We start from the raw sequence: 25980 nt of genomic DNA, 5'->3' as shown, positions 1-25980 counted from the left end.
CTAAAAGAAATAAGCCCAATGGCACCACGGTAGTAAAACATTTCATATTTTTAACCGGAGATGATAACTTCAATTGCATCGCCAATTTTGTTTATATTTCGCCCTGATAGTTTGGGCAGTAAAACCCTTACGCTATCATGCTTTTTTTTGTAAACCGAACATAATCCTCGGGAAGATGATATCATTCAAAAAATTAAAGCTCTCCACCAAAATGCTGGTGCTGGTTATCCTTACCGGCACATTGGTGATCGTTATGTTAGGCATTTCTGTTGGCTATAAAATTCGCCAGATGGCCGTAAACGGTGCAATTGCGGCGGTTACCCTCGAAGCCGAAAAGCAAGCAGCGCTTATACAAGCCGATCTCGAAGGCGATCTGGGCTTTACCCGTGCAATGGCTCAGTCAATGAGTGGTTTCAATAAATTAGCGCCATCACAGCGCGATTCCATCTACCTCGATGTATTGCGTACTGCCAAAAAGAAAAATAGTAAATACCTCTACACATGGATGAGTTGGGAATATTCTGCTCTGTATTCCGGCTACACTAAAGATTATGGAAGAGTTGCCACAACTGTTTACGAAGATCATGGAGATATTTTAAGCAGTGTAGAACTCAAAGATACAGCAGGAAACATACTCACCAGCAGCTACTACAAAATAAAAACAGAGAACAAGCAAGCAATTATCGACCCATATCCATACGCCATAAACAAGGGACCAGAAATTCTACTTACCAGCATTTGCACGCCCATAAATAGCGGAAGCAAGTTTGCCGGACTGGTTGGGGTAGACATTATTTTATCGAAGTTTCAGGACTTAATAGTCACCATAAAGCCTTATGAAGGCACAGTGGCATTCTTGATAGGTAACGACGGTACTATTATTGCCCATACTGACCCATCGCTGGTAGGAAAGAAATTGATGGAAGTGTACCCGCAAATCACATCTGAACACAAACTCGACAAAAGAATTACTGACGGTTTTGGTACCGAGTTTTTCTCCGAGAACAACGAAAGAAACGACTACACCGTTCTTCGACCAATTAAAGTAGGTGAAGCCAAGCAATCTTGGTCTCTTGGGCTTTTCGTCCCAGTTGATGAGATTATGAAACCAGCCACTGACTTGCTCTACTTTTCGTTTTTTGTAATTATACTTGGCCTAGGAGTTCTTGGAATTGTTGTTTGGCTAATTGCCCGAAACATCATAAATCCATTGCTCTCCATCCGAGATTTACTCAACATTATGGCCAAGGGCGATATTGATGCCGATAAAAAGGTTGTTATAACCACCGGCGATGAGCTGGAAGAGCTGGGCAACTCCATGAACAACCTCATCGATGGCCTCAACAACGCTGAGGTATTCGCACGGGAAATTGGCAACGGCAACCTCGATGCAGAATTTAAGCTGCTAGGGCCTCAAGATTTATTGGGACAATCGCTGCTCGATATGCGACACAGCCTAAAGGAAGCAAACCAGAATGAACTTCTCCGAAAAGAAGAGGAGCAACGCCAAGGCTGGGCCACAAGCGGAATGGCCCTCTTCGGAGAAATTCTCCGCCGCAACAACGACAATATCGAAGAACTTTCCTACGAGATTATTCAAAATCTAGTAAACTACCTTGGGGCTAACCAAGGGGGAATTTTTGTCATAAACGACACCGATCCAGACCACTCCTTGATTGAAATGACAGCCAGTTATGCCTACGATAGGCGTAAGTATTTGGAAAAAACTATTGAGTTGGGCGAAGGCATGATAGGTCGTTGCTTCCAAGAAAAGAAGCGCATCTACATGACTAAAGTCCCCAACAACTACATCTCCATTACATCCGGATTAGGGAAAGAAAATCCCGCTGAATTGCTTCTCATTCCAATGCAGGTAAACGAAACCATTTACGGTGTTATTGAAATTGCAGGATTCTCAGAGTTTTCGGAGCACCAAATAGCCTTTGTGGAAAAGGTATCCGAAAGTATTGCAGCAACAATCTCCACAGCAAAAATCAATATTCGCACTTCCGAATTACTTGCAAAAGCTCAGCAGCAAGCCGAAGAGTTGGCTGCTCAAGAGGAGGAGATGCGCCAAAACATAGAGGAGCTTCAAGCCATTCAAGAGGAAACCGAGCGTAAGCGGCACGATCAAGAGAGCTTAAAAGACCAAATGAGGCACGAAAAAGCTCTCCTGGATGCCCTCATGCTCAACATCCCCGACTTTGTTTACTTCAAGGACAATAACAGCCAGTTTATTCGAATTAGCAAATCGATGGTGAAACTATTCCAGGCCGAATCAACCGAAGACCTAATTGGAAAAAGCGACTTCGATTTCCACTCCAAGGAGCATGCTCAAAAAGCATTCAATGAGGAGCGAGAAATCATGACCACCCTAAAACCCGTGCTCGACCATGTGGTACACGAACAGTTCGACGATGGGCGTGAGCAGTGGGTATCAACAACTAAAATGCCCCTATTCGACGATCTTGGAGATGTGGTTGGGGTTTGGGGTATTAGCAAAATTGTTACGGAACTAAAACAAGCCGAAATAATTGCAAACGAGAAGGCAAATGAAGCCGACACCCTGCGCAAAAAAGTGGAAGCCCAAGATAATGAATACAAAGCGCTAGCCACGGCAATCAATATTAACACATTAGTAGCCCACTACTCAACAAAAGGAATCCTAATCTCCGCAAACAATGCTATGCTGGAGTTGCTTGGAAAATCGTCCATTGATGTTTTGGGAAAACACCAGAACGAGCTCTTTGCAATGAACGAAACAGCAGAAGCACAAAAGGAGTTCTGGGCCGACTTGCTAAGAGGTATCGTTGTAAACCGGAACTACACCGGGACACAAAATGGTAAAAAAATAACCCTCAGCGAAACCTACTCACCTGTAACCAACAGCGAAGGCATTGTTGAAAAGGTAATTTGCATTGCTGTAAAAAACGGATAATTAACGATTATTTGAATTGTAATTCTCCACAAATCATTCGTAACTAAAAACTTGAGCAGCCGTTGTATACTTAAACCAGCGGCTGCTTTTTGCATTCATACTATGTACGTTGTTGTAGATATTGAAACCAGCGGTGGAAATCCCCTCCACGACCGAATAATTGAAATTGCCGCCTATCTGTACGATGGTGAGACCGTAATAGACGAATTAGTTACCCTTATCGATCCGGAAACAAACATTCCGCCATACATAACCGCGCTTACCAGCATAACCAATGCCATGGTAGCTAACGCACCAAAATTCTACGAGGTGGCAAAAAAACTTGTTAAACTCACCGAAGGTGCAGTTTTTGTTGCCCATAATGCTCCCTTCGACTACGGTTTTGTTAGAAATGAGTACCGCAGACTGGGATATACCTACAACCGCTCCACTCTATGCACCGTTCGTTGGACCCGCAAGCTAATTCCGGGGCTTCCATCCTACAGCCTAGGCAACCTATGCCAATCGCTCCAAATTCAGCTCGAAGACCGACACCGAGCCTCGGGTGACGCATTAGCCACCGTAAAGCTTCTTCGACTATTATTGGAGAAGAACAAGGGCGAAGAGATCATTCCAGTTAACGGGAGTGTAGTGTCGCGCGAAAAGTTACACCCCAACATTACCTCAACGGTGTTAGGAGCCCTCCCCGACGAAACCGGGGTTTACTTTTTCTGGAACGACAAGGGTGAAATCATTTACATTGGAAAAAGTCTAAACATCCGCAGCCGTATAGCACAACACATTACAGGCGCAAAATCGCGTAGAGACACGGAGATGGTCAGTGCCACGGCCGATATTACTTGGGAGATAACCGGAAGCGAAATGGTGGCACTCCTGTTGGAGTCCTATAACATCAAGCAGGAAATACCGGTTTACAACCGCGCTCAACGGCGAAAAGGAACCAGCAGTAGCCTATTCGCAACCACCGATTCCAATGGATACCTCAACCTCAAGATAAGCACAAAACCCGAAGAGGGAACTGTAATTTCCTCTTTTGCCTCTATCGCCGCCGGACAAAAATCCCTGCTCCGTATGGTGGAAGAGTTTGCCCTCTGCCAAAAGCTTTGCGGACTTTATACCGCATCCGAAGGTTGTTTCCACAACCAGATTGGACTTTGCCGAGGGGCCTGCAAGGGAGAGGAACTCCCGGCCGACTACAACCGGCGAGTGAACGAAGCCATAACAAAATCGGACTTGCCGCAAGCCTCATTCTTCTTGCTAGACAAAGGCCCCGACCCCGAAAAAGTAACCGTAGTGAAGATAGAGTGTGGAAAACTTATGGGCTGGGGTTTCTGCGAAAAGAACTCCCTTTCGGACGTTTCTATGCTCCACGACTGCATTAAATCCTTTCCCGACAACCGAGATGCCCGAACGATTATAAAATCGTTCATTGCGGCTCCGGGAGTGAAAAAAATCGGCTTTTAGTTAAACCCTTACCAAAGCCACCTACCTGACAAGGATTCCCTCTTCTCACCTAGAAATCCCAGGAATGCTTATTCCCGTTAAGTTTTGATAGAGTTCCAGCGCGTAGGTATCTGTCATGCCCGATACAAAGTCGACGATGGAGAGCAGGTTTAGATAAAGGCTTTCGTTATCCAAATCGTACTGCTCGGGAATGCGTGTAAGTAGCTTGCGCGAGTAGTCGCTCTCAGGATGCAGCAGGGCATTGGTAAATATTTCGAGTAGGGTGGTGAGTATCTTAAACCCGGCGAGCTCAATCTCCACCACCGTACGGTGGTTGTAGATCTCCTTTACCGAAAACTGAGCTATGGTTTTAATGGCCGCTAGGCTTTCGGGGCACAACCCTTTCAGCAAGGGATCGGTAGGCTTTCCGTCCATAATCAAAGGCATATTCCGAACAAAAACTTCCCCACATTCGGCCACCAGCTTGCTTATAACCAATGCGCGCAGGTAGGAAACCTGCTCGTTGCTATCGGTTACGGTCTTTAGCGTTTCGTCTATTTTTTTGCGCATTCCGGCATTGGAGGAACCTTCAAAAAAAGCCATGAGCAGAGCCATCACCTTTTCGGAGGAGAGGATGGAGAGCTTATGCGCATCCTCAAGGTCCATGATATTGTAGCAAATGTCGTCGGCGGCCTCCACTAGGTATACCAATGGGTGGCGACAAAAGGAATCCTGCCCAACGTGTCGTTCCAGTCCCGTAGCGGCCGCAATCTGCTCGAAAATGGCCTTCTCTGCCTGAAAGTAGCCATACTTCTTCTTCCCCTCGGGCATCGATATTGATTCCCATGGATACTTAACCAGCGAGGCTAGGGTGGCGTAGCTAAGACCAAATCCACCCGAACGTCGGCCCTTAAAGGTGTGGGTAAGCAATCGCAGAGAGTTGGCGTTGCCCTCGAACCATTCCAAGTCTGATATTTCGGATGCGGTGAGGCGATTCTGAAATTTATCGCGGTTTTGTTTAAAGAAATGGCGGATGGCGTCCTCGCCGGAATGGCCAAATGGCGGATTGCCCAAATCATGAGCTAGGCATGCCGTTGCAACAATTATTGGCATTTCGAGACCGCTACTCCCCAGCTGCCGATGTAATTTCTCATAGACAATTGTTCCGAGCGATCGACCCACGCTAGCCACCTCTAGGCTATGGGTGAGGCGGTTGTGCACAAAAACGCTGCCGGGCAGCGGAAAAACCTGTGTTTTATTCTGCAGCCGACGAAACGGCGACGAAAATATCAAGCGGTCGTAGTCGCGCTGAAAATGCGTGCGGCCAAGGATTTCCTGTTCGGGTAAGACTTCCTCCTCCTTGCCAAGCCGCGTGGGCATCAGCAACCTATTCCATTCCAACATTAGCTTACTTATGTCCCTTTGAGGCAATGTTGTTGGCTATCTTCAGAATCTTATAAATCAGCCCCGACTCATCCCGTATTGGGGTATAGGTTTCCTCAAAAGTATAGGATACTCCTGCCACCTTAAATGAATTGGTCTCCTTGCGCTGACGTCCGGCCCGAAGATCCATCCAGAACTTATCATACTCCTTTTGCTGGATGCTGGAGAGCTGGAGTTTATCGCTATGGTGCGTGCCCACCACCTCCTCACGACCCAACCCGAGCAGTTCAAGGAAGAGATCGTTAACATTAATTATGGTGCCATCGGGATCGTACTCCACAACATAGGTAGAGGTATTCAGGGCCTCAATGTAGCTCTGCATCTCATTTCCCTTGCGTGCCGATTCCTCTTGGGTTGCTTGCAACTCCTCCATATTCTGGCGCATTTCCTCTTCCTGAGCCGACAACTCTTCGGCTTGCTGCTGCGAGCGATTGAGCAATGCTTGGGTTCGAAGATTAATTCTTACCGACTGAAGCGTGGAGGCGATACTCTGGCCAACCTTCTCTACAAATTCAATTTTGTAGGGTTCCAACAGAGTGAAGGATGCCATCTCAATTACGCCAAGGACGTTTTCTTCGATGAGAAGCGGCACAATGAGCAGGCAGCGAGGACGAGCCTCCCCTGTTCCTGAGGTTATTTGAATATAGTTTTCAGGGACGTTAGTCATGTAGATGGTTTTCTTTTCGAGAACCGATGTTCCTACCAGTCCTTCACCAACCAACACATCCTTTTTCAGAAATTTCTTCCGGTCGTAAGCATAGGCTGCAACCATTTGGTAAAATTCATTACCCTTATCGTCGTCGTTATAAATAAACACACCACCCTGATTGGCTCCCACATAAGTAATAAGGTTACTCAATATGCTGTTGGCTAGGTTATCTAAGTTATCATTGTTTTGGCGAAGAATATCTCCAAACTTAGCTAGCCCCTCATTAGTCCAGCTCCGTTGGTCTTCTTCTACAAGGCGCTTTTCCTCTTCTTCCTTCGCGGCGAGCAGGCTGCGCTGCATTTCCACTAAGGCTGTACCAAGTTCATCCTCTTCGCTTAGGAGTTCGAGGTTTGTATTAAGCTGACCGGTACCAATTTTCTTAGCAAATTCAACTTTTTTGAGTAGCCCAACAACCGAGTCGTTGAGCGCCTCTGCCATAATTCCAATCTCGTCAGAAGTATGAATATCCACGGTCATGGAACTATCCAAATGACCTTTTGAGAGTTTTCCAAGCAAGTTAGTTACACCTAAAATATTGGCGGTAATCTGGCGAGAAATCCACCAAACCAACAACGAAATAGCAAGTAAGCCAATCAACCCAACGATAACAAGTGCCCATGTGGTGCTTCGTGCATCGGCGAGCATAGTCGACTTCGGAACGGCAATACCAAGCATCCAAGGAGTCCTAGCCTTTTCGACCCAAACCGGGTTGAAGGCAAAGTAGTAACTATTACCGTCGGGTCCATTCCCAAAGAAATTGAACTTTTCACCGTTTTGGATCTTAACATCCATTCCCTGCATCACAAAATCTTCGGGAAAATCTTCGGCAATATCTTGTCCAAGTTTTGTTTGATCGAGATGCCCTACATACTTTAGGTCGGTAGATATAAGCACTGCGTAACTTCCCTCAAAAGGTTGTATGGTTCTAACCAGGTTTTGGAATCGCTCCAAACTAATATCGAAACCAACTACTCCTGTAAACTTATTCTTAACCAGAATTGGGGAAACCAGACTAGTCATCAAGATATTATCTTCCTGGCGCCCAGTATAGGTATAGAAATAGGGAACATTTATGGTTTCGAATCCTTGCTGACCCTCGGTTTTATTAAAGATATAGAGCGGTGGATCGCCATCCATACTCTTGAACATTTGGTTCTCTTTGAGTTCACTCCCTTCACGATAAACCTCATAAACGTAGCGTCCATATGGTTTCGTGTAAGAGGAGTCAATTACATTAAGCTCCCAGGAATCCCAAACGCTCAGTACATTTTCGTTGGCACGAAGCACAGCTTTATACATATTTTGTACAACCGGTTTCCATGAATCGCCTGGGAAAGTCTTGTAGATGCTAACTGCCTGTGAAAGGGTTTTTACCGATTCCATATCGGCGCCCATCTGTTTTTCGATATCGAGAGAGTATTTCTGGAGCGTTTCTTGGGTAAGCTCAACGGCGTTGCGCCGTGCTGTTTTAATGGCCTTATTGCCAATAAAGGCAAGTCCTAGTCCAAAAATTAATGCAACCGAAAGGGTCACAAACAGCTGAATCCTCTGTTGTATGTTGAGATTAAGCTTCATGGAATGGTGTATTTCAGTTAATATGCCATGGCATACAATATGCGACAATGACGTAAATTAAACGATTTTAAGCGAGAAAACAAAGATATAAAATACCATGCCTTATTTTTGGGATTTTTGGCAATCAGGAACGCAATCTGGCAAGATCTATACTATTATTATAAACGGTGATAACGTCAATATACTTGCAGTAATTCGACGATTACGATAACTTCTTAAACGGTAACGACCTAACATAGCCCAACTCTATCAACCATTTGTTTCTTCCGAGGATAGGTCGTTTCTCTAGAAGTCCGATAAAACTAACTGCTTTTCCTTCAGATAACTTCCTATAAGGAATCTTTCAATATATGTCGATTGACCAACAGACCCGATTTGTATTAATAATTCTACTATTTTTATGAGGTATAGCCAACACAAAAAAGATGCAAGAGATAAAAATATTTCAAGTAGATGCGTTTACCGACAAGCTGTTCCGTGGAAATCCTGCGGCAGTATGCATCCTCAACGAATGGCGGTCCGACAACCAAATGCAGAGCATTGCTGCCGAGAACAACCTCTCCGAAACTGCCTTTGTAATTAAAAAAAACACAGGAGAATATGCCATCCGTTGGTTTACACCAACGGTAGAGGTAAACCTTTGCGGCCACGCAACACTTGCCTCAGCCTTTGTTCTCTTCGAGTTTTTCGAACCCGATGCAAAGGAAATACTATTCGTTTCGCCCCGAGCAGGCAACCTGTCGGTGCGCAAAACCGATCAACTCCTTACGCTTAACTTCCCAACAGGAACGCTGCGAGGAGCTGCCATTGGCGAAGAGACCATTAATGCTATGGGCATGGCACCATTGGAGGTTTACCAAGGTCCCTCCGATTTGCTTCTTCTCTTCGAAAGTCAAGAGCAGGTGGCGCTGCTGAACCCAAACTTTCCTATGCTATCAAAGTTATTGGGAACAATAGGTGTTATTGCCACGGCACCGGGGAAAGGAGTCGATTTTGTATCACGCTACTTTGCACCCGGCGAGGGGATCGACGAAGATCCGGTTACAGGATCGGCCCACACACTGCTCACACCCTTCTGGGCCAAGAGGCTCAAGAAAGAATTACTCACCGCGAAGCAGATATCGAAAAGAGAGGGTCATTTGATCTGTAAACTTTGTGACGACAGGGTAGAGATAAGCGGTAATGCCATACTTTTCCTTGCAGGGTCAATATTCATAGAATAATCCTCTTTAATAACAGATCAACTTGAATGATGCAACATGAACTCTCCAGCGAAAAACAACCAAGAACTTCAGGAAGAAATTACCCGCCTAAAAGCAGAAATTGACGACCTGAGAAGATCGAAGCGCGAGAGCAAAAAAACTGAGGCGGCACTTGCTCAGCAACAAAACCTCTACCTAGACCTAGCAAATACACAACCCGCGGGCATCTATCGTTTGCGCGTATACTTCAGTAAGGGGTTGAACGAAACCAACTGGCAGGACTCAAATAGTTCTCCCTATAGTTTTGATTTTTTTAACGATCGGTTTTTTGAAATTCTGAAACTTAATAGAATGATCATCGAAAACAATCCAGGCCTTGTCCTCGATCAAGTTCTCGATGTGGACAAAGCAGAATTTGCAAGAAAAAATGTGGAAGCAAACCTGAACACAACCCCTTTTCTTTGGGAGGGTCGATTCGTTATTGAAAAGGAGATCCGGTGGATACATCTGGAATCGCTTCCAAGGCGACTACCCGATGGAGACACCATTTGGACAGGAATTTTATATGACATTACTAAACAGAAAGATGCGCAACAGGAAATCTCAAATAAAAATGATCAGCTAGAAAGAATTAATGCCGAAAAAGACAAATTCTTTTCCATTCTTGCCCACGATTTACGGAGCCCATTCAACAGTTTTCTGGGCCTAACCCAAATCATGACAGAGAAACTTCACAACTTATCCATGGAGCAGTTGGAAGTAATAGCTGGAAGCATGCGAAACTCTGCTACGAATCTTTATCGCCTTCTGGAGAACCTCCTTCAATGGTCCAGAATTCAACAAGGACTGATGCCCTTCGAACCAAAGGCCATGCAGCTGCGGCCCAACATTGAGGAAAGCATTGCAATGATGGGAGATGCGGCTAAGAATAAAAACCTCGAGATCATTTGCAATTGCCCGAAGAACATAGAAGTTTGCGCAGATAAAAACATGCTGCAAACCATCTTACGCAACCTTATCTCAAATGCCACTAAATTCACCCCTAAAAATGGAAAAATAACCCTTTCTGCAAAAATCACCGAAACCAACTATGTTGAATTATCTGTGACAGACACAGGTATTGGAATGAGCCCAGCAATTATTTCAAACCTGTTTCAGCTCAAGACACAAACCAATAGATTTGGTACCGAAGGCGAACCAAGCACAGGGCTGGGACTCTTGCTCTGCAAAGATTTTGTGGAAAAGCATGGAGGCGAAATCAGAATAGAAAGCGAGGAGGGTAAAGGATCTACATTTCACATAACAATTCCGAATAAGTGCTCATAATGTAAGTTATATAGCTTTTACCTAAAGTATATATACATGTTGGATCGATATCAACCACAGAACAATCCTATTAATCCATAATCTTTGGTTGATGCAATGGATCGATATATTCGTAATTTATTTGCGAGGAGAACTAATGCATTAACATAATAAACAAGCAAATATGAAAGTTAGAATCATGACCTTACTGCTACTACTGCTGACAACCGTATTGAACGCACAAGACCAAACTGCACTGCAATACGCCAACCGACTTGATTCTACAAGGATGAAAACCACATTAACACGTCTGACCTCCGCTGAGTTCGCAGGCCGAAAATCGGATAAAAAAGGGGCAAGGCTTACCGCCGATTATTTGGCTGAGCAACTCAAAAAAAACAGCATAAAAGAAGGATATAATGGATCATACAAGCAAAGCATAGAGGCATTTACTAAATATAAGTCTAACAAACACTTCAATCTATCAAACTTCAACTATACCGACTGTTACAGCTATAGTAACAGCGCTTTTCAAGATTCGGTGATATCGGGCAGTGATATCATTTTTGCCGGATACGGAGTATACCACTCTACTTTCAACGATTTTGCCAACATTGATATAAAGGGAAAGATCGTGATGGTGCTAGATGGCGAAGGGCCCACCAGTAAGTATGGAGTAAAGTGCCACAACGCATCGGAAATGCCAAACCTGAAGTATATTGCCTCACAAAAACCAAAGGCAATCTTAATGGTAAGTAATGGATTTAATACATTTAGCCACTACTCCAACGAAAGCTTAAATTTCTATTCAACAGAGGAAAGCCAAACGCTAGCTTCGGTTAGAATAAACGAATTGCTAGCAAACAAGATCCTAGAACCGGCAAACAAGACCATAAAGCAGCTGGAGTATGAAAGCGAATCTAGTTGTAGTATCTCTTCATTTGAATTCAGCAACACTCTATCATTCAAAGGTAATAATTCATACAAATTAGCCGACGCAAACAATATTGTGGCCATTATTGAGGGTTCCGATTTAAAGAATGAATATGTGGTTCTCTCCGCCCATTACGACCACTTGGGCATGAACTACCGCGGAGAGATCTACCCCGGTGCCGACGATAACGCTTCGGGAGTAGCAGCAGTAATGGAAATAGCAAGAATCCTTAACGAAGCAAAAAAAGCAGGGAAAGGCCCACGCCGATCCGTGGTTATTCTCTTTCCAACTGCCGAAGAAGATGGTCTGTATGGATCGAAATACTATGTAGAAAAACCCGCTTATCCTCTCGAGAAGACCATTGCTTGCGTAAACATTGATATGATTGGACGTATTGGTTCAAAATTTGACACCGAAGAATTTGCTAAAGGATACGTGATTGCACTAACAGGCAATAGTAAGGTGAATGAACCCTTGTTTGGCATACCAGATAGCATCAATGCCATATCCACAAAACTATCCCTGATCTCAACGGATGGTTCCTCCTACAGCGATTTCTTTAGCCGCTCCGACCACTTCAATTTCCATAAGAAAAACATTCCTTCGATCCTCTTCACCAACGGAACCCACGATGATTTGCACAAATCCACCGATATGGTTGATAAAATAAACGTTGGGGCAATGCTGCAAAGATCCAAACTGGTATTCCTTACGCTTTGGGAATTAGCAAATAATCAAAATCCATTTAAATCATTACCCATTATTAATAAAGATGTTATGGACTAATACTTCATGTTTTGAAATAATGTTTATTTTGCATGCAGAGCCAAACAACCCGCATACTCGCAGATGAATGAGAATAGTGGATCATGACGCCAACAATTAGGAACCATCCCAAAATAAAATTGGTTGGCAAACGAGAAACAATCTCCTTTGCCAACAACAAAACACAGGAGTTGTGGAGAAGTTTTATGCCGAGACGAAAAGAGATCCCGTTCAGCATCGGCACCAATCTCTATTCCTTGGAAATTTATGGCGCTTCATTCTTCGCCAACTTCAACCCAAACACTCCGTTCGAAAAATGGGCAGCCGTTGAAGTTTCCGCATTCGGCACAACTCCCTGCGAAATGGAAACCTATACTTTACTCAGTGGACTCTATGCCGTATTTCTTTACAAAGGTGCCGCCAGTGCTGGATCAAAAGCCTTTGAATACATATTCGGAACGTGGTTGCCAAAATCCGATTACCTGCTAGACAACCGACCACACTTCGAAATACTGGGAGAAAAGTATAAAAACGACGATCCTGACTCGGAGGAGGAAATATGGATACCGATAAGGGTAAAACGGTAATGTAGGTGATCAGCAGAAATGCAGGTCTTTACGTAGATATTCAAGACCACGCCGAAAGAGTATTTTTAAAAAAACATCCCTAAGCAAACATTTTGATCGCCATCGCTGTTAGTGAAGAAATATTCATCTTCGTTTGCAAAACAGAATCGTTTATCATGCCCAAAGCAAAAGATCCAGATAAGGCAAAAGCCATCCACAGGGCAGCCATGATGTTGGTTATAGAGACCGGCTTCTCGGGCCTTAAGATGGCCGATGTGGCAAAAGAAGCAGGCATGGCAACCGGCACGCTCTACATCTACTACAAAAGCAAGGACGAACTCATTAATGACATTTACCTCGAGACCAAAAAAGAGATAATCGCCCTACTAACCAACCCAAATCTTGTAACGGAAACATTTTACACCGCCTATAGAAACAGGTGGTTTGCCTACTTCAATTACTGTTTAAAAAATCCAGAGAAGATGCTTTTTGTGGAACAATTTCTCTACAGTGGTTATATAGAAGAGAGCATTTACAACCAAGTAGAAGAGTTATTTAAGCCTCTTAACCAATTTCTTTTGGATGGTCAAAAAAACGGATTAGTTAAGCAGTTGGATATTGAAATTTTAAAGGCACAAATGGAAGGTGCAATCCACGAAATCATTAAAATGACCGTTAAGCGCGGAAAAACACTTGATGCAGAGCTGAAGCACGAATGCTTCAATATGGCATGGGACAGCGTAAAACAATAATTTTAGATGAACATATATTCGCTTTAAACAAATAGAATATGCAAAAGACAATTTTAATCACAGGCGCCTCAACGGGCATAGGCAAGGAAACGGCAATTTACTTTGCAAAAAAAGGTTGGAACGTTGCGGCCACCATGCGTTCCCCCGAAAAAGAAAATGAGATAAACACGTTACAAAACGTGCAGCTATTCCGCTTGGATGTAATGGATGAGACCAGTATTAGCGAAGCCATCAACGAAACCATTGGCGCATTTGGGGGAATAGATGTGGTATTCAACAACGCTGGCTATGCACTAGTGGGTGCATTTGAGGCCATGAGCAACGAAAACATCAAGCGACAGTTCGAAACAAATGTGTTTGGCGTGATGAATGTGACCCGCGCCATTCTCCCCTATTTCAGAGATCGCAAAGGAGGCACAATTATTAACACCACCTCCATGGGAGGATTGTTAACCTTTCCTCTTTATAGCGTTTACCACGCAACAAAATGGGCACTCGAAGGCTTTATGGAATCGCTTCAGTTTGAGTTGCGCCAGTTCAATATCAAGGTAAAGAACATTGAACCCGGTGCAATCAAAACCGATTTCTACGATCGCTCGCTCGACTTTGCCAGTAAACCCGGACTCAATGCGTACGATTCGTACGTCGATGTGGCGCACAACAACATGCTTAAGATTGGCAAAACAGCAACCGGACCACTAGTCGTTGCCAAAAAGGTATTTAAGGCCGCTAACGATAGTTCTTATATGCTTCGCTATCCGGTTGGTGGCAACGGACCGCTTTTGCTAGCCATCCGTTGGATATTGCCCCTATCCTGGTTCAACACAATAGTGAAAAGGCAGGTTGAAAAAGGCTTTAAAACCCGGTGATTCCTGCCGTGACAGAGGCTAATAAAGTCAATGAGACGCTCTCAAGATAATCATGAAAAAAATATGGAGACAAATATAGACCAGTCATTTAACAGCAAGCGCGGCTATTTCGATAGTGGTGCCACCCGAAGTTACCATTTCCGAATAGAGCAGCTAAGAAAGTTAAAGGCAGGAATAAGACGGTATGAATCTGAAATTCTCGATGCCCTTCATAGCGATATGCACAAACCACGCTTCGAAGCCTTCTTAAGCGAAATTGGGATTATGTATGAGGAAATAGACCATACAATCAAGCACCTTAAGGGTTGGATGAAGCCAGAGAAACTCACTACCCCGCTTGCACTGCAGCTATCCTCAAGTCGCATATACACCGAACCGCTCGGTGTTGTCCTTATTATTGGTCCCTGGAACTATCCCTTTCAGCTACTTATGGCACCACTTGTTGGTGCTATTGCTGCCGGTAACTGTGCAATTATAAAGCCATCGGACAATACGAGGAATACAGGGAGTGTAGTTGAAAGACTTATAACCGAAATGTTCGATCCCGCCTATATAAGCGTGGTGCAAGGCCCCGGAGCAATGATTGGTCCAATGCTGATTGAAAAATTCCGTTTCGACCACATCTTTTTTACCGGTAGCGCTCCTGTAGGCAAGAAAATCATGAGTATGGCCGCCGAACATCTATCACCGGTAACTCTTGAACTTGGCGGCAAAAGTCCAGTAATAGTAGATAAGGATGTGAATATTGATGTGGCAGCCAAGCGGCTTATGTGGGCCAAGTGCTTCAATGCAGGACAAACCTGTGTGTGTCCCGATTATCTTCTGGTACACGAAAGCATTAAGGACCAATTTGTGGCGAAGATGAAATTCTATATCAAGGAGTTTCTTGGTGAAAAACCACTTACAAGCCCAAACCTAACCCATATAGTAAACAAGCGTCGCTTCGATACGCTGACCTCCTACCTCAACAACGTAAACATACTTCACGGAGGAGAATACGACAACACAACCCTTTGCATGGAGCCCACAATTGTCGATGGAGTGGCAGCAGATCATCCGATGGCAACCGAGGAGATTTTTGGTCCAATATTGCCCGTTTACACCTTTAAAGACATTGAAGAGGTTGTTCCATTCATTCGAAAGAACAGATACCCGCTGGCTTGCTATATTTTCACTTCAAATAATAACACTGAAAAGTTTATTATAGAGAATATTGAATTTGGTGGAGGATGTGTAAACAATGCCCTTATTCACCTTGCAAACCCAGAATTGCCATTTGGTGGAGTCGGTTTCAGCGGAATGGGCAACTACCATGGTAAGTATAGCTTCGAAGTGTTCAGCCACAAAAAAAGCATGTTAAAAACCAATACCTTCATCGATCCCTCCTTACGGTATGCTCCGTACACCGAATCGAAAATGAAGTGGGCTCATCGTCTGTTTGGATAAAACAGGGCGACCAAAGGAACCTGATTATACTCGCCATGCTCGGCGCACCATAAAAAAAACAGGAGACAATTAGGTCTCCTGTTTTTTTTCGTTTAAACCTAATCGGTAATTTTATCGTTGTAGGCCTCCACCAGCCGAATGAATTCGGCACGGTAGCCTTCTCCATCGGTGCCGCGAGCCGACTTTGCCTGATCTACAATTTGCTGCTTGGTAAGAGTTCCCTTAAATTCTGAGCTGCGGAGCAGCATGCCAAACATGGCAACAGCACTCGAGAAGCGAAGGCTCTCGGAAGCAACATTAATTTTCCCCTTGCGGAAAGGTACCGCAACCTCAAAAGGAATGCTGGCATCTCCTTCGGGTAACTTATATCGGGTCTTCACAGTAGCCATTTCCATGCCCTCTTTGGCTTCGGGGGTTAACTTGGTGGCTTGATACTTCAGCGAATCTACCACCTTCACAAAAGGACTCTTAACCCCTTTTGGGATAACCTCATATATGGCGGTTACGGTGTGACCCGAGCCCAACTCACCTGCATCCTTAGCATCGTCCTTAAAATCCTGAGCATTGAGCATTCTGTTTTCATAACCAATTAATCGATAAGCCTCAACAACTGCTGGATTAAACTCTACCTGTAACTTTACATCCTTTGCCACGGTGAAGAGTGTTCCGCCAAACTCCTTACCAAACATCCGATTTGCCTCCTGAATATTGTCGATATAGGCATAGTTACCATTGCCCTTATCGGCCAGCGTTTCAATTTTGCTATCCTTGTAGTTTCCCATGCCAAAACCAAGACAGGTAAGAAACACACCACTCTTACGCTTCTCCTCAACGAGACGCTCCATGTCGGCATCCCCTGAGGCACCCACGTTAAAATCACCATCGGTAGCAAGGATAATACGGTTATTTCCACCCTTGATATAGTTTTCCTGTGCAATTTTGTAGGCCATCAGGATGCCCGCCCCACCAGCGGTTGAACCACCTGCCGATAGATTGTTGATGGCTTCCAGTATTTTAGTCTTTTTATCGCCGCTAGTAGAAGGTAGCACCACCCCAGCAGCTCCAGCATACACCACAATGGCAACATGATCCTTAGCTCGAAGATTATTCACCAGCAACTTAAAGGCCGATTGCACCAACGGAAGCTTGTTGGCGTCAGACATGGAACCCGAAACATCAAGCAGAAAGACGAGATTGCTGCTGGGTAGGCTGTCGGTAGCAACGCGCTTGGCCTGAATTCCTATTCGCATAATGAGGTTTCCCTCCTGCCAAGGACATGCAGCCACCTCGGTGGATATTCGGTAGGGAGTTTTATCTGCGGGTTCCGGGTAGTTGTAGTCGAAGTAGTTCACCATCTCCTCAATTCGAACAGCATCCTGTGGAGGGCGTTGACCAAGGTTTAGAAAACGACGCACGTTGGCCCACGAAGCTCTATCTACATCAATGCTAAAAGTTGAAAGAGGAGAATCGGTAGTTCGCTTAAAACCATTTTCCGAAATTTTGGAGTAGGATTCATCGGTTGATTCAGTTTTGTTCATCAAAGACGCAGGCATACTCCCCCCACTCATATCTTCACAAATAACAAGTTTTTCCGAATCCCACATTATGGGAGACGATTCTGGAGTCAGCATTACAGTCATTGACTTTCGGCCCTTTATAGGAATAATCCGTGTGGAAAAACCAGGGGCAGAGAATAGCAGTGTTCCACGAGAACTCACGTTATCAAAGCGGAAAAAACCCTTCGAGTCTGTTGTTACTAACATTGAGGTCCCTTTTACCCTGACGATGATACCAACAATTGGACTTTTATCGACAATAGAGATTACATTTCCTGAAATTGAGATATTTTGGGCGCAAGCCGACGCCACTGCAGCGGCCATTAACATTAGCACTACGATCTTTTTCATGATGATTATGAGTTAGTTTAACGAAATGTAGAAAAGCGCTTCTTAAACTAATGATTCACGATTGAAATATTTCCACAAACAGGAAAAAATAAAATCCGATTAATCTAGTAATCAATCATCATTTACAAAGGGGATCCCTCGCGGAATCCCCTTTTCGAATATTGACCGTCCATTGATACGATACAACACCACGCGTTGTATTTTAACGCCCACTGCTAGAAAAGACCGTGCAGCTGGGCATCAACCTTATCCATCACCAGGCTCATGTCCTCCGGTTTCTCATGGAAGTTTACGTTATCACGATCGATAATAAGCACCTTTCCTGACTTATAACCCTCTACCCACATATCGTAACGCACATTTAAGCCAGCGAGGTAATCCAACCGTATAGCATTTTCGTATTCACGACCGCGTTTTTGAATCTGGCTAACGAGTGTTGGCACTGAAGCTTTTAAGTAAATCAGCAAGTCAGGAGGTCGAACGAGTGAGGTCATCAACTTAAAAAGCGACTGGTAGTTCTCGAAATCGCGCGTGGTCATTAACCCCATGTCGTGAAGGTTCGGAGCAAAAATGGTAGCATCCTCGTAAATTGTTCTATCCTGAACAACCGTTTGCGACCCGTTTCGAATATCAATCACCTGCTTAAAGCGGCTATTGAGAAAATAGATCTGGAGGTTGAATGACCACCGTTTCATGTCCTGATAAAAATCTTCGAGGTACGGGTTTTCGTCTACATCTTCGAAGACGGCCTTCCAACCATATTGCTTGGCAAGCATGGAGGTAAGCGTAGTTTTTCCGGATCCAATATTCCCGGCTATGGCTATATGCATGGCGTTGAATTTATTTGCAATCGTAATTAGTCATCCAAAAAAGGAGAGGTAAAGACCCTATTCCCGTTTACAAAAAAAAGGTATTTTTTCCCAACAGCAAAACGCTGATAATCAAACGTTTTTTTCAAAACAATATGCTTATCGCCTAATCCTGTGGCATTCACCGAGCAAACATCTTTGTTGCCATCAGAAAAATAAATTTTCCCAAATTGAGCCACAAAGTTTTCTGAAGCTTCTGGAATAGCAATTAAATGCTTGTAACCTCCAAACTTATCGAACACGGCAATACCCTTGTTCGGAATACCTAAAAACACTAGCCCGTTAGAACTTTGCAACTGAGATGGCATAACATCACCCAACAATACGCTTAAATCATTGGAAGAAAAGGAGGAGTTGGGTCCTGATCGGTAAAAGAGCAATTTCGTCTGAATTCCATCAAACACCCAGTAGCCACCATCGGCCATATTACAGGCCAAAAGGGGAGAATTTGCTCCCGCATCGGGAAGGAAAAGAGACTCGCCCAGCAGAGCCAATGCATTATCGAGAAAAGTTATTCGGTAGAAATCTTTTTGAAACAACAACAACTTAAATGGATCGCTGGCGTCAATCTGGGCAATAGCACCATACGAGGAACTATAGCGGCTCTTGAGAAGCAATGTTGAGTCGAGTTTGGAAACCCGGCTACCCTCCACCACATAACAGTTATCCATGATATCGGCTACGATAGTAGGCGGCTCACTAGTTTCGTAGTAGTGCTGAGCCATTCCCCGGTTGCACAAAACACCTACCACTAAAACGGTAATAAGTGCAATGCGAACCCGACCAACGTGGAGCATGGCTATAGGGATTCGTTAAGATCGATAAGTTCGTTTACATACTCTCGACTGTTATAAAGTCGAGGAATCTTATTCTGACCGCCCATTTTCCCTTTAGAATCAAGCCATTTATAGAACACACCCTTTTTAAGTGCATGCACAACAGGCCTATCAAGGGTAATCCCCTTATATCGTTTGGCTTCGTAATCGGAGTTTACAGAGCAAAGTTTCTCGTCGAGGATGGTTATAAACTCTTCCAAATCGGCAGGTGGTGCGTCGAACTCAATAAGCCATTCGTGGCCACCTTTTGATGTATCTGTCATAAAAATAGGCCCAGCAGTGTATTCCACAACACGGGCACCCGTCATTTCGCAGGCGGCGTTGATAGCTACATCGGCATTATCCACAATAACCTCCTCGCCAAAGGCATTTATAAAGTGACGCGTTCGTCCCGATATTTTAATTCGATGAGGGAAGGTGGAGGTGAATATCACGGTATCGCCAATAAGGTATCGCCAAAGTCCGGAGTTGGTGGAGATAACAATAGCATAGTTTTTTCCCTGCTCAACTTCACCAATAGTATACGCCCTAGGCTTCTCCTTATCGATATCTTCTACGGCCACAAATTCATAAAAAATACCGTGATCCAGCAGCAGCATCATGTCGCTGCGGTTAAGATCGTCCTGAAAAGCGAAGAAACCCTCCGACGCATTATAGGTCTCCATATAGCGCATCGAGGACGAAGGAATAACCTTATGAAACTGTTCACGGTAAGGGCTAAAGCTTACGCCACCATGGATAAATAGTTCGAGATTGGGCCACACTTCCAGCAAGGTATCTTTGCCGGTAACCTCCAAAACTCGTTTAATCAAAACCAGGTTCCACGACGGGGCCCCGGCCAAGCTAGTCACATTTTGGGAAACAACCTCCTTGATCATCTTCTCGAGTTTCTCCTCAAAGTCGGCAATGAGCACAATTTCGCGCTTTGGGGTTCGATAGAAGTTGGACCACTTAGGCATGTTGGCAATAAGAATGGCCGAAAGATCACCTACGGACTGAGATCCGCCAATGTGATCGATTTGATGGCTACCTCCTAGCGTCAGGCACTTGCCCTTGAACAACTCATTCTCGGGAAACTCCTTAATGAAGTAGGTAAACATATCACGCCCTGCACGAAAATGATTCTCCTTGAGTGCTTGCCTACTTACAGGTAGGAACTTACTCTTTGTGCCTGTTGTACCCGACGATTTTGCAAACCACCGCATCTCTCCAGGCCAAAGAACATCCTTTTGTCCGGTTCGCATCCGGTCGATATACGACTTCAATTCATCATAATCGCGGATAGGTACCTGTTCTTGAAACTTACGAATGGAGGTAATATTAGAAAAGTCAAATTCCTTACCTATTTCGGTATGCCGAGCTTTCTTAAGCAGACTGAACAACACTTGTTTTTGGGTATCGAAGGGATTCTCTGTAGATTGGGATATTCTACTTATACTTCGGAAACTTAACCAGCGGTAAATTGAGTTCACCAGCGGAATGACCATACATTTCTTGGTTGGTTATTAACGACCAAATATAATAATTTTGGCCATGTAAACAGCACCATATTTCAAGGCTATTTAACAATCTATAACTTTCAAAATGCAATCATTCTTTGATATTTTGATTTTAGATAATAACTTAGCACCGCGTCTTTCATTAATCTTATAACCCAAAAACCACATAATCATGTTCAGTCAAGAAACATACATTACCCGTAGAGAAAAGCTTCGTAAGAAATTTAAAACCGGAATTTTGCTCTTTTTGGGCAACACCGAAGCACCGATGAACTACCCTAGCAATACCTACAAGTATCGACAGGATAGCAATTTTCTCTACTTTTTTGGCCTCGATCATCCGGGCTTAGCGGCAGTAATGGATATAGAAGCTGGTACCGATTGTATCTATGGCGACGATTATACGCTAGACGACATAATTTGGATGGGACCACAGCCAACCATCACCGATATGGCCAAAAACATTGGAGTTGTAAGCGTTCACCCACTTAAGGAACTGGCAACTACTATAAACAGCGCGCTTAAGCATGGCCGTAAAATTCACTTTTTACCACCCTACCGCGCCAACAGTATTCTGCAGCTCTCCAATCTTATGGGAATCCACCCCAACTTCATTAAGAGTTACACCTCCGAGAAACTCATAAAAGCCACCATTTCATTGCGCTCCATCAAGGAAGAATGCGAGATTGCAGAGATAGAAAAGGCCTGTAACGTTGGTTATCAGATGCACGTGGCTTCAATGAAAATGGCAAAACCCGGAGTATTTGAACGCGAAATAGCCGGACACATTGAAGGTATTGCCCTTGGTGGCGGCGGTATGGTTTCCTTCCCCGTTATCCTAAGCCAACACGGAGAGACGCTCCACAACCACAACCACGCTGACAAACTAGAGGCTGGAAGGCTAATGGTTACCGATGCTGGTGCCGAATCCGAAATGCACTATGCCTCTGACTTCACACGAACCATTCCTGTGGGTGGAAAATTCTCCAAAAAACAAAAGGAGATTTACGATATTGTGCTAGCCGCCAATAACCGGGCTATTGAAATTGCAAAACCGGGAATTACATACCAGAGTGTTCACCTCGAATCCGCAAGAGTAATAACACAAGGCCTTAAGGATTTAGGCCTTATGAAGGGCGACGTAGACGAAGCCGTTCGCAATGGTGCTCACGCAATGTTCTTCCCACACGGATTGGGACACATGATGGGCCTCGATGTGCACGACATGGAGGATTTGGGCGAAAACTATGTAGGATACGACGATGAAGTTTCGCGTATCGACCAGTTTGGCACAGCTTACCTTCGCCTCGGAAGAAGACTCGAACCAGGCTTCGTTCTCACCGTTGAACCGGGTATCTACTTTATTCCAGCGCTTATCGACCAGTGGAAGAGCGAAAAAATTAACGCTTCGTTCATCAACTACGATAAGGTAGAAGAGTACCGCGACTTTGGCGGCATTCGTATTGAGGACGACCTGCTCATTACCGATAAGGGAGCACGGCTACTTGGGAAAAAGCGTATTCCGGTAACTACAGAGGAAATTGAAGAGGTTATGAATAGCTAATCCTGTTTCCAACACAAATAGAAGAGGCTTCCCATGTGGGTGGCCTTTTCTATTTTACGACAAGGCAGACTCTATGTGAAATAACTATATATCTAGCAATTGAATAAATAGGATTTCGTCAGTCGGCAACCTCCTCTTCGCCGAATTATTGTCTCTCTTGTCAGACTCGCATTAGCAATTTGCACAACTTTTTCATCTTCAAATATTCAATTTAGCCCCTTAGCAATTTTCCCTACCTTTGCAAAAACGAAAACGATGGAAAAAGCAATTACATACAACGGTGGCATAGTAATGTATGCCGATAACGGCCAAGGAAACCCGATTTTATTGCTTCACGGCTACCTAGAATCGCAAGAGATTTGGTTTAGTTTTACAGAAAAACTCATAAAGCAGGGGCATCGCGTAATTACACTCGACCTTCCTGGACATGGTTTTAGCGGTAGCGTAGGATCGGAGCACACCATGGACCACCTAGCTGGTGCGGTAAACACAGTTCTTCTCGAGCAAAAAGTTGAGAAGTGCCTCGTGGTGGGTCATTCAATGGGCGGTTACGTGGCGTTGGCATTTGCCAAGGTATACCCCGAAAAACTCGCAGGACTATGCCTCTTCCACTCCACTCCAAATCCCGACAGCGAGGAGAAGAAGGCCAATCGGGATCGGGAAATCGAACTCATAAAAGCCGGTAAAAAAGAGTTGATCGTAAAAACGCATATCCCCAATGCCTTTGCCAAGGAGAATCTGAAGCGATGCACCGATATGGTAGAAGAGGCAACCCTTATGGCGCTAGAAACCGAAAACGAAGGAATCATTGCCAACCTCAACGGAATGAAGAGTAGACCCGACTCCACCGAATTTTTAAAAACAGTAACACAACCGGTCCTCATGATTTTTGGTGCGAAGGACAGCTATATTGTTCCTGAGGTAGCCTCTGAACTTGCCAACAAATTCTCCATGCACAGTACCGTGATACTCGAAAACAGCGGTCATATGGGCTTTATTGAAGAGGAAAAACGGAGTATTGAAATCATCTCTGAATTTGAAAAGAAAGTATTTGGAACAATCTAACGGTCGCGAGTAGATTACCACCAAACCGGTCGTGCCCGTAATTAAAAGCCTTTATAAAAACAGGGCCGTTGCATGCAACGGCCCTGAAAAATATCTCATAAACAACTCTTACAACTTCCGCTCAAACTTCTTTCTGATGTAGGAAAAAATCCTCGAACGAGAAACTCGCTTCACCTACAACGCAATCTTTTCTCTACGTCGCTTGATGAACTGTACCACATGGGTATATCCAACGTACTTTAAGAGCCCAATCGCATGGTTAAAATGCTGACCAACAGCTTCGGGAGTATGAGCATCTGAGCCTAGGGTAACTGGCACTTTCTGGCGCTTCAACTCCTTCAGAAAATCGTAAGAGGGATAAATCTCCTTACACTGCTTTGTAATTCCACTGGTATTCACCTCAACCACGACTCCACTCTGCTTGAAAATAGTAGCGGTTTTCTCGTAGATATCCTGCATTGGGAAACTAGGATATACTGAGAACTTCTTGATGAGGTCAACGTGACCTATTACGTCAAAAAGACCACATCGTGCCGCATCTTGAATCAGAATAAAATAATCGTTGTAGAGTTTATCAAAATCCTTCCCTGCATAATCCTCAGGATTAGTATCAAAATTCCAATCACCCATAAAGTGAACGGAACCAATTACGTAGTCGAGGGGTAGGTTGTCGATCATGGAAACAATCTGAGCCTCTTTGCCGGGGACATAATCCATCTCGGCACCCAATTTTACTATAACCGACTTAGACGTTTGGTGAACGGCGTCTACCGCAGCCACCATTTCGTCGAGACGCTTGCGGTTGGCACTCCAAGCCGCATCAAAAAAGGTGACGTGATCAGAAAAACCAATCTCCCTTAACCCAACCGCCTCGGCAGCCCGGAGCATGGAGAGGTGATCGGCCTTTCCATCGGAGATGTTAGTATGCATATGGTAGTCAACGGGGAACATAGGCATTTATTTTTATGTGAAACCGTAGATTATTAACTGTAATCAAACGTTAAAATAGGAAAAATAGTAAGCGGTGAAACATGAAACGCAAATTTTATTTGAAAAAGAGAGCAATTTGCCAATTCGGCGCAACATCAATTGGAAAGACAATGAGCATATTTTCCTCAACCGGCAATCTTACGCTAGGAAAACAGTCCAATCCAAACTTAATAAAGTGAGTTAAAACGAATATAATCAACGATTTGAACAATACAGAGGACATGATAAACCAAGCCACCGCTTTTGGCTTAGCAATAACTAACGATAAAAATCGGTCACTATTTTTTTGCCTTTTTAGGGCTTGGGCTTGGATCCTTCACATAAACTTGCCGTTCAATAGCCTGATTGAGCGAAATGAAGGTTTCGGTATTGGAAATTCCCGGAATATTCTGGATGGTATTAACCAATACCTCCATGAGATGCTCGTTATCGCGACAGAAAAGTTTCAGCAAAACGGCATACGGTCCAGTTATAAAGTGGCACTCTACCACTTCTGGCATGAGCTTAAGGGCCGAAATAACTCCGTCGTACTGATTCGATTGGGAGAGCTGCACCCCAACAAATGCGCAAACATCAAATCCTAATGCCTTTGGCTTAACAGTTAAGCGACTACCTGCAATGATTCCGGCCTCTTCCATTTTTTTAACGCGCTGGTGAATGGCAGCGCCGCTAATTCCACATTCTCGGGCAATTTCCAAAAATGGCATCCGGGCATTCTTAACCAGAAAAGAGAGTATTTTCCTGTCAATCTCATCAACTTCAAACTTATCGGCCATGGCAATCTAATTTAGATTAGCAATATAGTAATAGATTGTTATTTTTTTAGGGCTTTTTATTATTATTTATAATCAAATTAACAAAAAGGATGAGTACAAAGCCAGTTTTACCTACTATTTTAAATGAGCTTAGCTTTCCAAACCTCTCAAATATCCATAAATTTCAGAAACTTTATCACTATGCAAATCGTGCCAAAACAAAAGTGCTCCCTGTAAATTGTCGAATTTACAGGGAGCACTTTTTTAGTAGCCCCACCCAGACTCGAACTGGAATCTAAAGTTTAGGAAACTTCCGTTCTATCCCTTGAACTATGGGGCCATTATTTGAGTGCGCAAATTTAGGAAAAAATATTTAAAAATGGCATTTCAGCCAATGGTTTGCGGCACAAACAGAAATAGAGCCAGCATAGTGCAACTAACCGCTAGTAAACTATGCCTAAAAACAAACTACTGTTAACCCAGAAAACAGTGCAGTCATAGATTCGAACTTACAATTCCGAATCCGCTCTGGCAGAAAAGAGACAAAT

At 44.1% G+C, this 25980-nt stretch carries 19 protein-coding genes and 1 tRNA gene; 11 read left to right on the top strand and 9 right to left on the bottom strand.

Going from position 1 to position 25980, the window contains the following annotated elements; all coding sequences use genetic code 11:
• The first annotated feature begins 175 nt into the window (after positions 1–175).
• Complete coding sequence (locus BLS65_RS03440; RefSeq protein WP_092435884.1) at positions 176–2938, top strand: PAS domain-containing protein; 2763 nt, start codon at positions 176–178, stop codon at positions 2936–2938.
• Positions 2939–3040: 102 nt separating this feature from the next.
• Entirely contained in the window at positions 3041–4402 is a 1362-nt protein-coding gene (locus BLS65_RS03435; RefSeq protein WP_092435883.1) for an exonuclease domain-containing protein, read from the top strand.
• 45 nt (positions 4403–4447) lie between these two features.
• On the opposite strand, the gene BLS65_RS03430 is transcribed toward BLS65_RS03435, so the two are convergent.
• Entirely contained in the window at positions 4448–5812 is a 1365-nt protein-coding gene (locus BLS65_RS03430; RefSeq protein ID WP_212590497.1) for a deoxyguanosinetriphosphate triphosphohydrolase, read from the bottom strand.
• Positions 5790–8108: a GAF domain-containing protein gene (locus tag BLS65_RS03425; RefSeq protein ID WP_092435879.1), complete on the bottom strand. Its 2319-nt coding sequence runs from the start codon at positions 8106–8108 to the stop codon at positions 5790–5792. Before BLS65_RS03425 ends, BLS65_RS03430 begins: the two co-directional genes overlap by 23 nt.
• 425 nt (positions 8109–8533) lie before the next feature.
• On the opposite strand from BLS65_RS03425, the gene BLS65_RS03420 reads away from it, so the two are divergent.
• The 7 genes from BLS65_RS03420 to BLS65_RS03390 all read left to right on the top strand — a co-directional run bounded on the left by BLS65_RS03420 (position 8534) and on the right by BLS65_RS03390 (position 15947).
• Positions 8534–9331 carry a PhzF family phenazine biosynthesis protein gene (locus BLS65_RS03420; protein ID WP_092435877.1) on the top strand — a complete coding sequence of 266 codons (798 nt, stop codon included), beginning with the start codon at positions 8534–8536 and terminating at the stop codon, positions 9329–9331.
• A gap of 36 nt (positions 9332–9367) precedes the next feature.
• A complete protein-coding gene (locus BLS65_RS03415) occupies positions 9368–10636 on the top strand; it encodes a PAS domain-containing sensor histidine kinase (RefSeq protein ID WP_092435875.1) in 1269 nt (422 codons plus the stop codon).
• A 163-nt stretch (positions 10637–10799) separates the two neighbouring features.
• Complete coding sequence (locus BLS65_RS03410) at positions 10800–12335, top strand: M28 family peptidase (protein ID WP_092435872.1); 1536 nt, start codon at positions 10800–10802, stop codon at positions 12333–12335.
• Positions 12336–12418: 83 nt separating this feature from the next.
• The gene (locus tag BLS65_RS03405) at positions 12419–12901 is read left to right on the top strand and encodes a GyrI-like domain-containing protein (RefSeq protein WP_092435870.1); all 483 of its coding nucleotides are present in this window, start codon (positions 12419–12421) and stop codon (positions 12899–12901) included.
• Positions 12902–13056: 155 nt separating this feature from the next.
• Positions 13057–13632 (top strand): TetR/AcrR family transcriptional regulator, encoded by a 576-nt coding sequence (locus tag BLS65_RS03400; RefSeq protein WP_092435868.1) that lies wholly within the window; start codon positions 13057–13059, stop codon positions 13630–13632.
• A 38-nt stretch (positions 13633–13670) separates the two neighbouring features.
• Positions 13671–14501, top strand: coding sequence for an SDR family oxidoreductase (locus BLS65_RS03395; RefSeq protein ID WP_092435865.1), 831 nt, complete (start codon positions 13671–13673; stop codon positions 14499–14501).
• Between the two features lie 63 nt (positions 14502–14564).
• Positions 14565–15947, top strand: coding sequence for an aldehyde dehydrogenase (locus tag BLS65_RS03390; RefSeq protein ID WP_092435943.1), 1383 nt, complete (start codon positions 14565–14567; stop codon positions 15945–15947).
• Positions 15948–16045: 98 nt separating this feature from the next.
• Here the strand turns inward: BLS65_RS03390 and BLS65_RS03385 are convergent, their stop codons facing one another.
• The 4 genes from BLS65_RS03385 to BLS65_RS03370 all read right to left on the bottom strand — a co-directional run bounded on the left by BLS65_RS03385 (position 16046) and on the right by BLS65_RS03370 (position 21046).
• Positions 16046–17854: a YfbK domain-containing protein gene (locus tag BLS65_RS03385; RefSeq protein WP_092435863.1), complete on the bottom strand. Its 1809-nt coding sequence runs from the start codon at positions 17852–17854 to the stop codon at positions 16046–16048.
• A 215-nt stretch (positions 17855–18069) separates the two neighbouring features.
• Complete coding sequence (locus BLS65_RS03380; RefSeq protein WP_092435861.1) at positions 18070–18684, bottom strand: deoxynucleoside kinase; 615 nt, start codon at positions 18682–18684, stop codon at positions 18070–18072.
• A 26-nt stretch (positions 18685–18710) separates the two neighbouring features.
• Positions 18711–19520 carry a hypothetical protein gene (locus tag BLS65_RS03375; protein ID WP_092435858.1) on the bottom strand — a complete coding sequence of 270 codons (810 nt, stop codon included), beginning with the start codon at positions 19518–19520 and terminating at the stop codon, positions 18711–18713.
• 2 nt (positions 19521–19522) lie between these two features.
• Positions 19523–21046 (bottom strand): GH3 auxin-responsive promoter family protein, encoded by a 1524-nt coding sequence (locus BLS65_RS03370; RefSeq protein ID WP_212590496.1) that lies wholly within the window; start codon positions 21044–21046, stop codon positions 19523–19525.
• A 184-nt stretch (positions 21047–21230) separates the two neighbouring features.
• On the opposite strand from BLS65_RS03370, the gene BLS65_RS03365 reads away from it, so the two are divergent.
• Complete coding sequence (locus BLS65_RS03365) at positions 21231–22622, top strand: aminopeptidase P family protein (RefSeq protein ID WP_092435856.1); 1392 nt, start codon at positions 21231–21233, stop codon at positions 22620–22622.
• A gap of 255 nt (positions 22623–22877) precedes the next feature.
• Positions 22878–23687, top strand: coding sequence for an alpha/beta fold hydrolase (locus tag BLS65_RS03360; protein WP_092435853.1), 810 nt, complete (start codon positions 22878–22880; stop codon positions 23685–23687).
• A gap of 174 nt (positions 23688–23861) precedes the next feature.
• On the opposite strand, the gene BLS65_RS03355 is transcribed toward BLS65_RS03360, so the two are convergent.
• From BLS65_RS03355 to BLS65_RS03345, 3 genes are all read right to left on the bottom strand, one after another.
• On the bottom strand, positions 23862–24638 hold the full coding sequence (locus tag BLS65_RS03355) for a histidinol-phosphatase HisJ family protein (RefSeq protein WP_170829988.1): 777 nt from the start codon (positions 24636–24638) through the stop codon (positions 23862–23864).
• 317 nt (positions 24639–24955) lie between these two features.
• Positions 24956–25453 (bottom strand): Lrp/AsnC family transcriptional regulator, encoded by a 498-nt coding sequence (locus tag BLS65_RS03350; RefSeq protein ID WP_092435848.1) that lies wholly within the window; start codon positions 25451–25453, stop codon positions 24956–24958.
• Positions 25454–25700: 247 nt separating this feature from the next.
• Positions 25701–25772 (bottom strand) — tRNA-Arg (locus BLS65_RS03345).
• Between the last annotated feature and the right edge of the window lie 208 nt (positions 25773–25980).

Origin of the sequence: Williamwhitmania taraxaci (assembly GCF_900096565.1) — a bacterium.
GTDB classification, from domain to species: domain Bacteria; phylum Bacteroidota; class Bacteroidia; order Bacteroidales; family Williamwhitmaniaceae; genus Williamwhitmania; species Williamwhitmania taraxaci.
This window is presented reverse-complemented; position numbering and strand designations above follow the sequence as displayed.

Coding starts and splice junctions, on each gene's coding strand:
- BLS65_RS03440 (WP_092435884.1), top strand. CDS start 176: ATGATATCATTCAAAAAATTAAAGCTCTCCACCAAAATGCTGGTGCTG.
- BLS65_RS03435 (WP_092435883.1), top strand. CDS start 3,041: ATGTACGTTGTTGTAGATATTGAAACCAGCGGTGGAAATCCCCTCCAC.
- BLS65_RS03425 (WP_092435879.1), bottom strand. CDS start 8,108: ATGAAGCTTAATCTCAACATACAACAGAGGATTCAGCTGTTTGTGACC.
- BLS65_RS03420 (WP_092435877.1), top strand. CDS start 8,534: ATGCAAGAGATAAAAATATTTCAAGTAGATGCGTTTACCGACAAGCTG.
- BLS65_RS03415 (WP_092435875.1), top strand. CDS start 9,368: ATGAACTCTCCAGCGAAAAACAACCAAGAACTTCAGGAAGAAATTACC.
- BLS65_RS03410 (WP_092435872.1), top strand. CDS start 10,800: ATGAAAGTTAGAATCATGACCTTACTGCTACTACTGCTGACAACCGTA.
- BLS65_RS03405 (WP_092435870.1), top strand. CDS start 12,419: ATGACGCCAACAATTAGGAACCATCCCAAAATAAAATTGGTTGGCAAA.
- BLS65_RS03400 (WP_092435868.1), top strand. CDS start 13,057: ATGCCCAAAGCAAAAGATCCAGATAAGGCAAAAGCCATCCACAGGGCA.
- BLS65_RS03395 (WP_092435865.1), top strand. CDS start 13,671: ATGCAAAAGACAATTTTAATCACAGGCGCCTCAACGGGCATAGGCAAG.
- BLS65_RS03390 (WP_092435943.1), top strand. CDS start 14,565: ATGGAGACAAATATAGACCAGTCATTTAACAGCAAGCGCGGCTATTTC.
- BLS65_RS03385 (WP_092435863.1), bottom strand. CDS start 17,854: ATGAAAAAGATCGTAGTGCTAATGTTAATGGCCGCTGCAGTGGCGTCG.
- BLS65_RS03380 (WP_092435861.1), bottom strand. CDS start 18,684: ATGCATATAGCCATAGCCGGGAATATTGGATCCGGAAAAACTACGCTT.
- BLS65_RS03375 (WP_092435858.1), bottom strand. CDS start 19,520: ATGCTCCACGTTGGTCGGGTTCGCATTGCACTTATTACCGTTTTAGTG.
- BLS65_RS03370 (WP_212590496.1), bottom strand. CDS start 21,046: ATGGTCATTCCGCTGGTGAACTCAATTTACCGCTGGTTAAGTTTCCGA.
- BLS65_RS03365 (WP_092435856.1), top strand. CDS start 21,231: ATGTTCAGTCAAGAAACATACATTACCCGTAGAGAAAAGCTTCGTAAG.
- BLS65_RS03360 (WP_092435853.1), top strand. CDS start 22,878: ATGGAAAAAGCAATTACATACAACGGTGGCATAGTAATGTATGCCGAT.
- BLS65_RS03355 (WP_170829988.1), bottom strand. CDS start 24,638: ATGTTCCCCGTTGACTACCATATGCATACTAACATCTCCGATGGAAAG.
- BLS65_RS03350 (WP_092435848.1), bottom strand. CDS start 25,453: ATGGCCGATAAGTTTGAAGTTGATGAGATTGACAGGAAAATACTCTCT.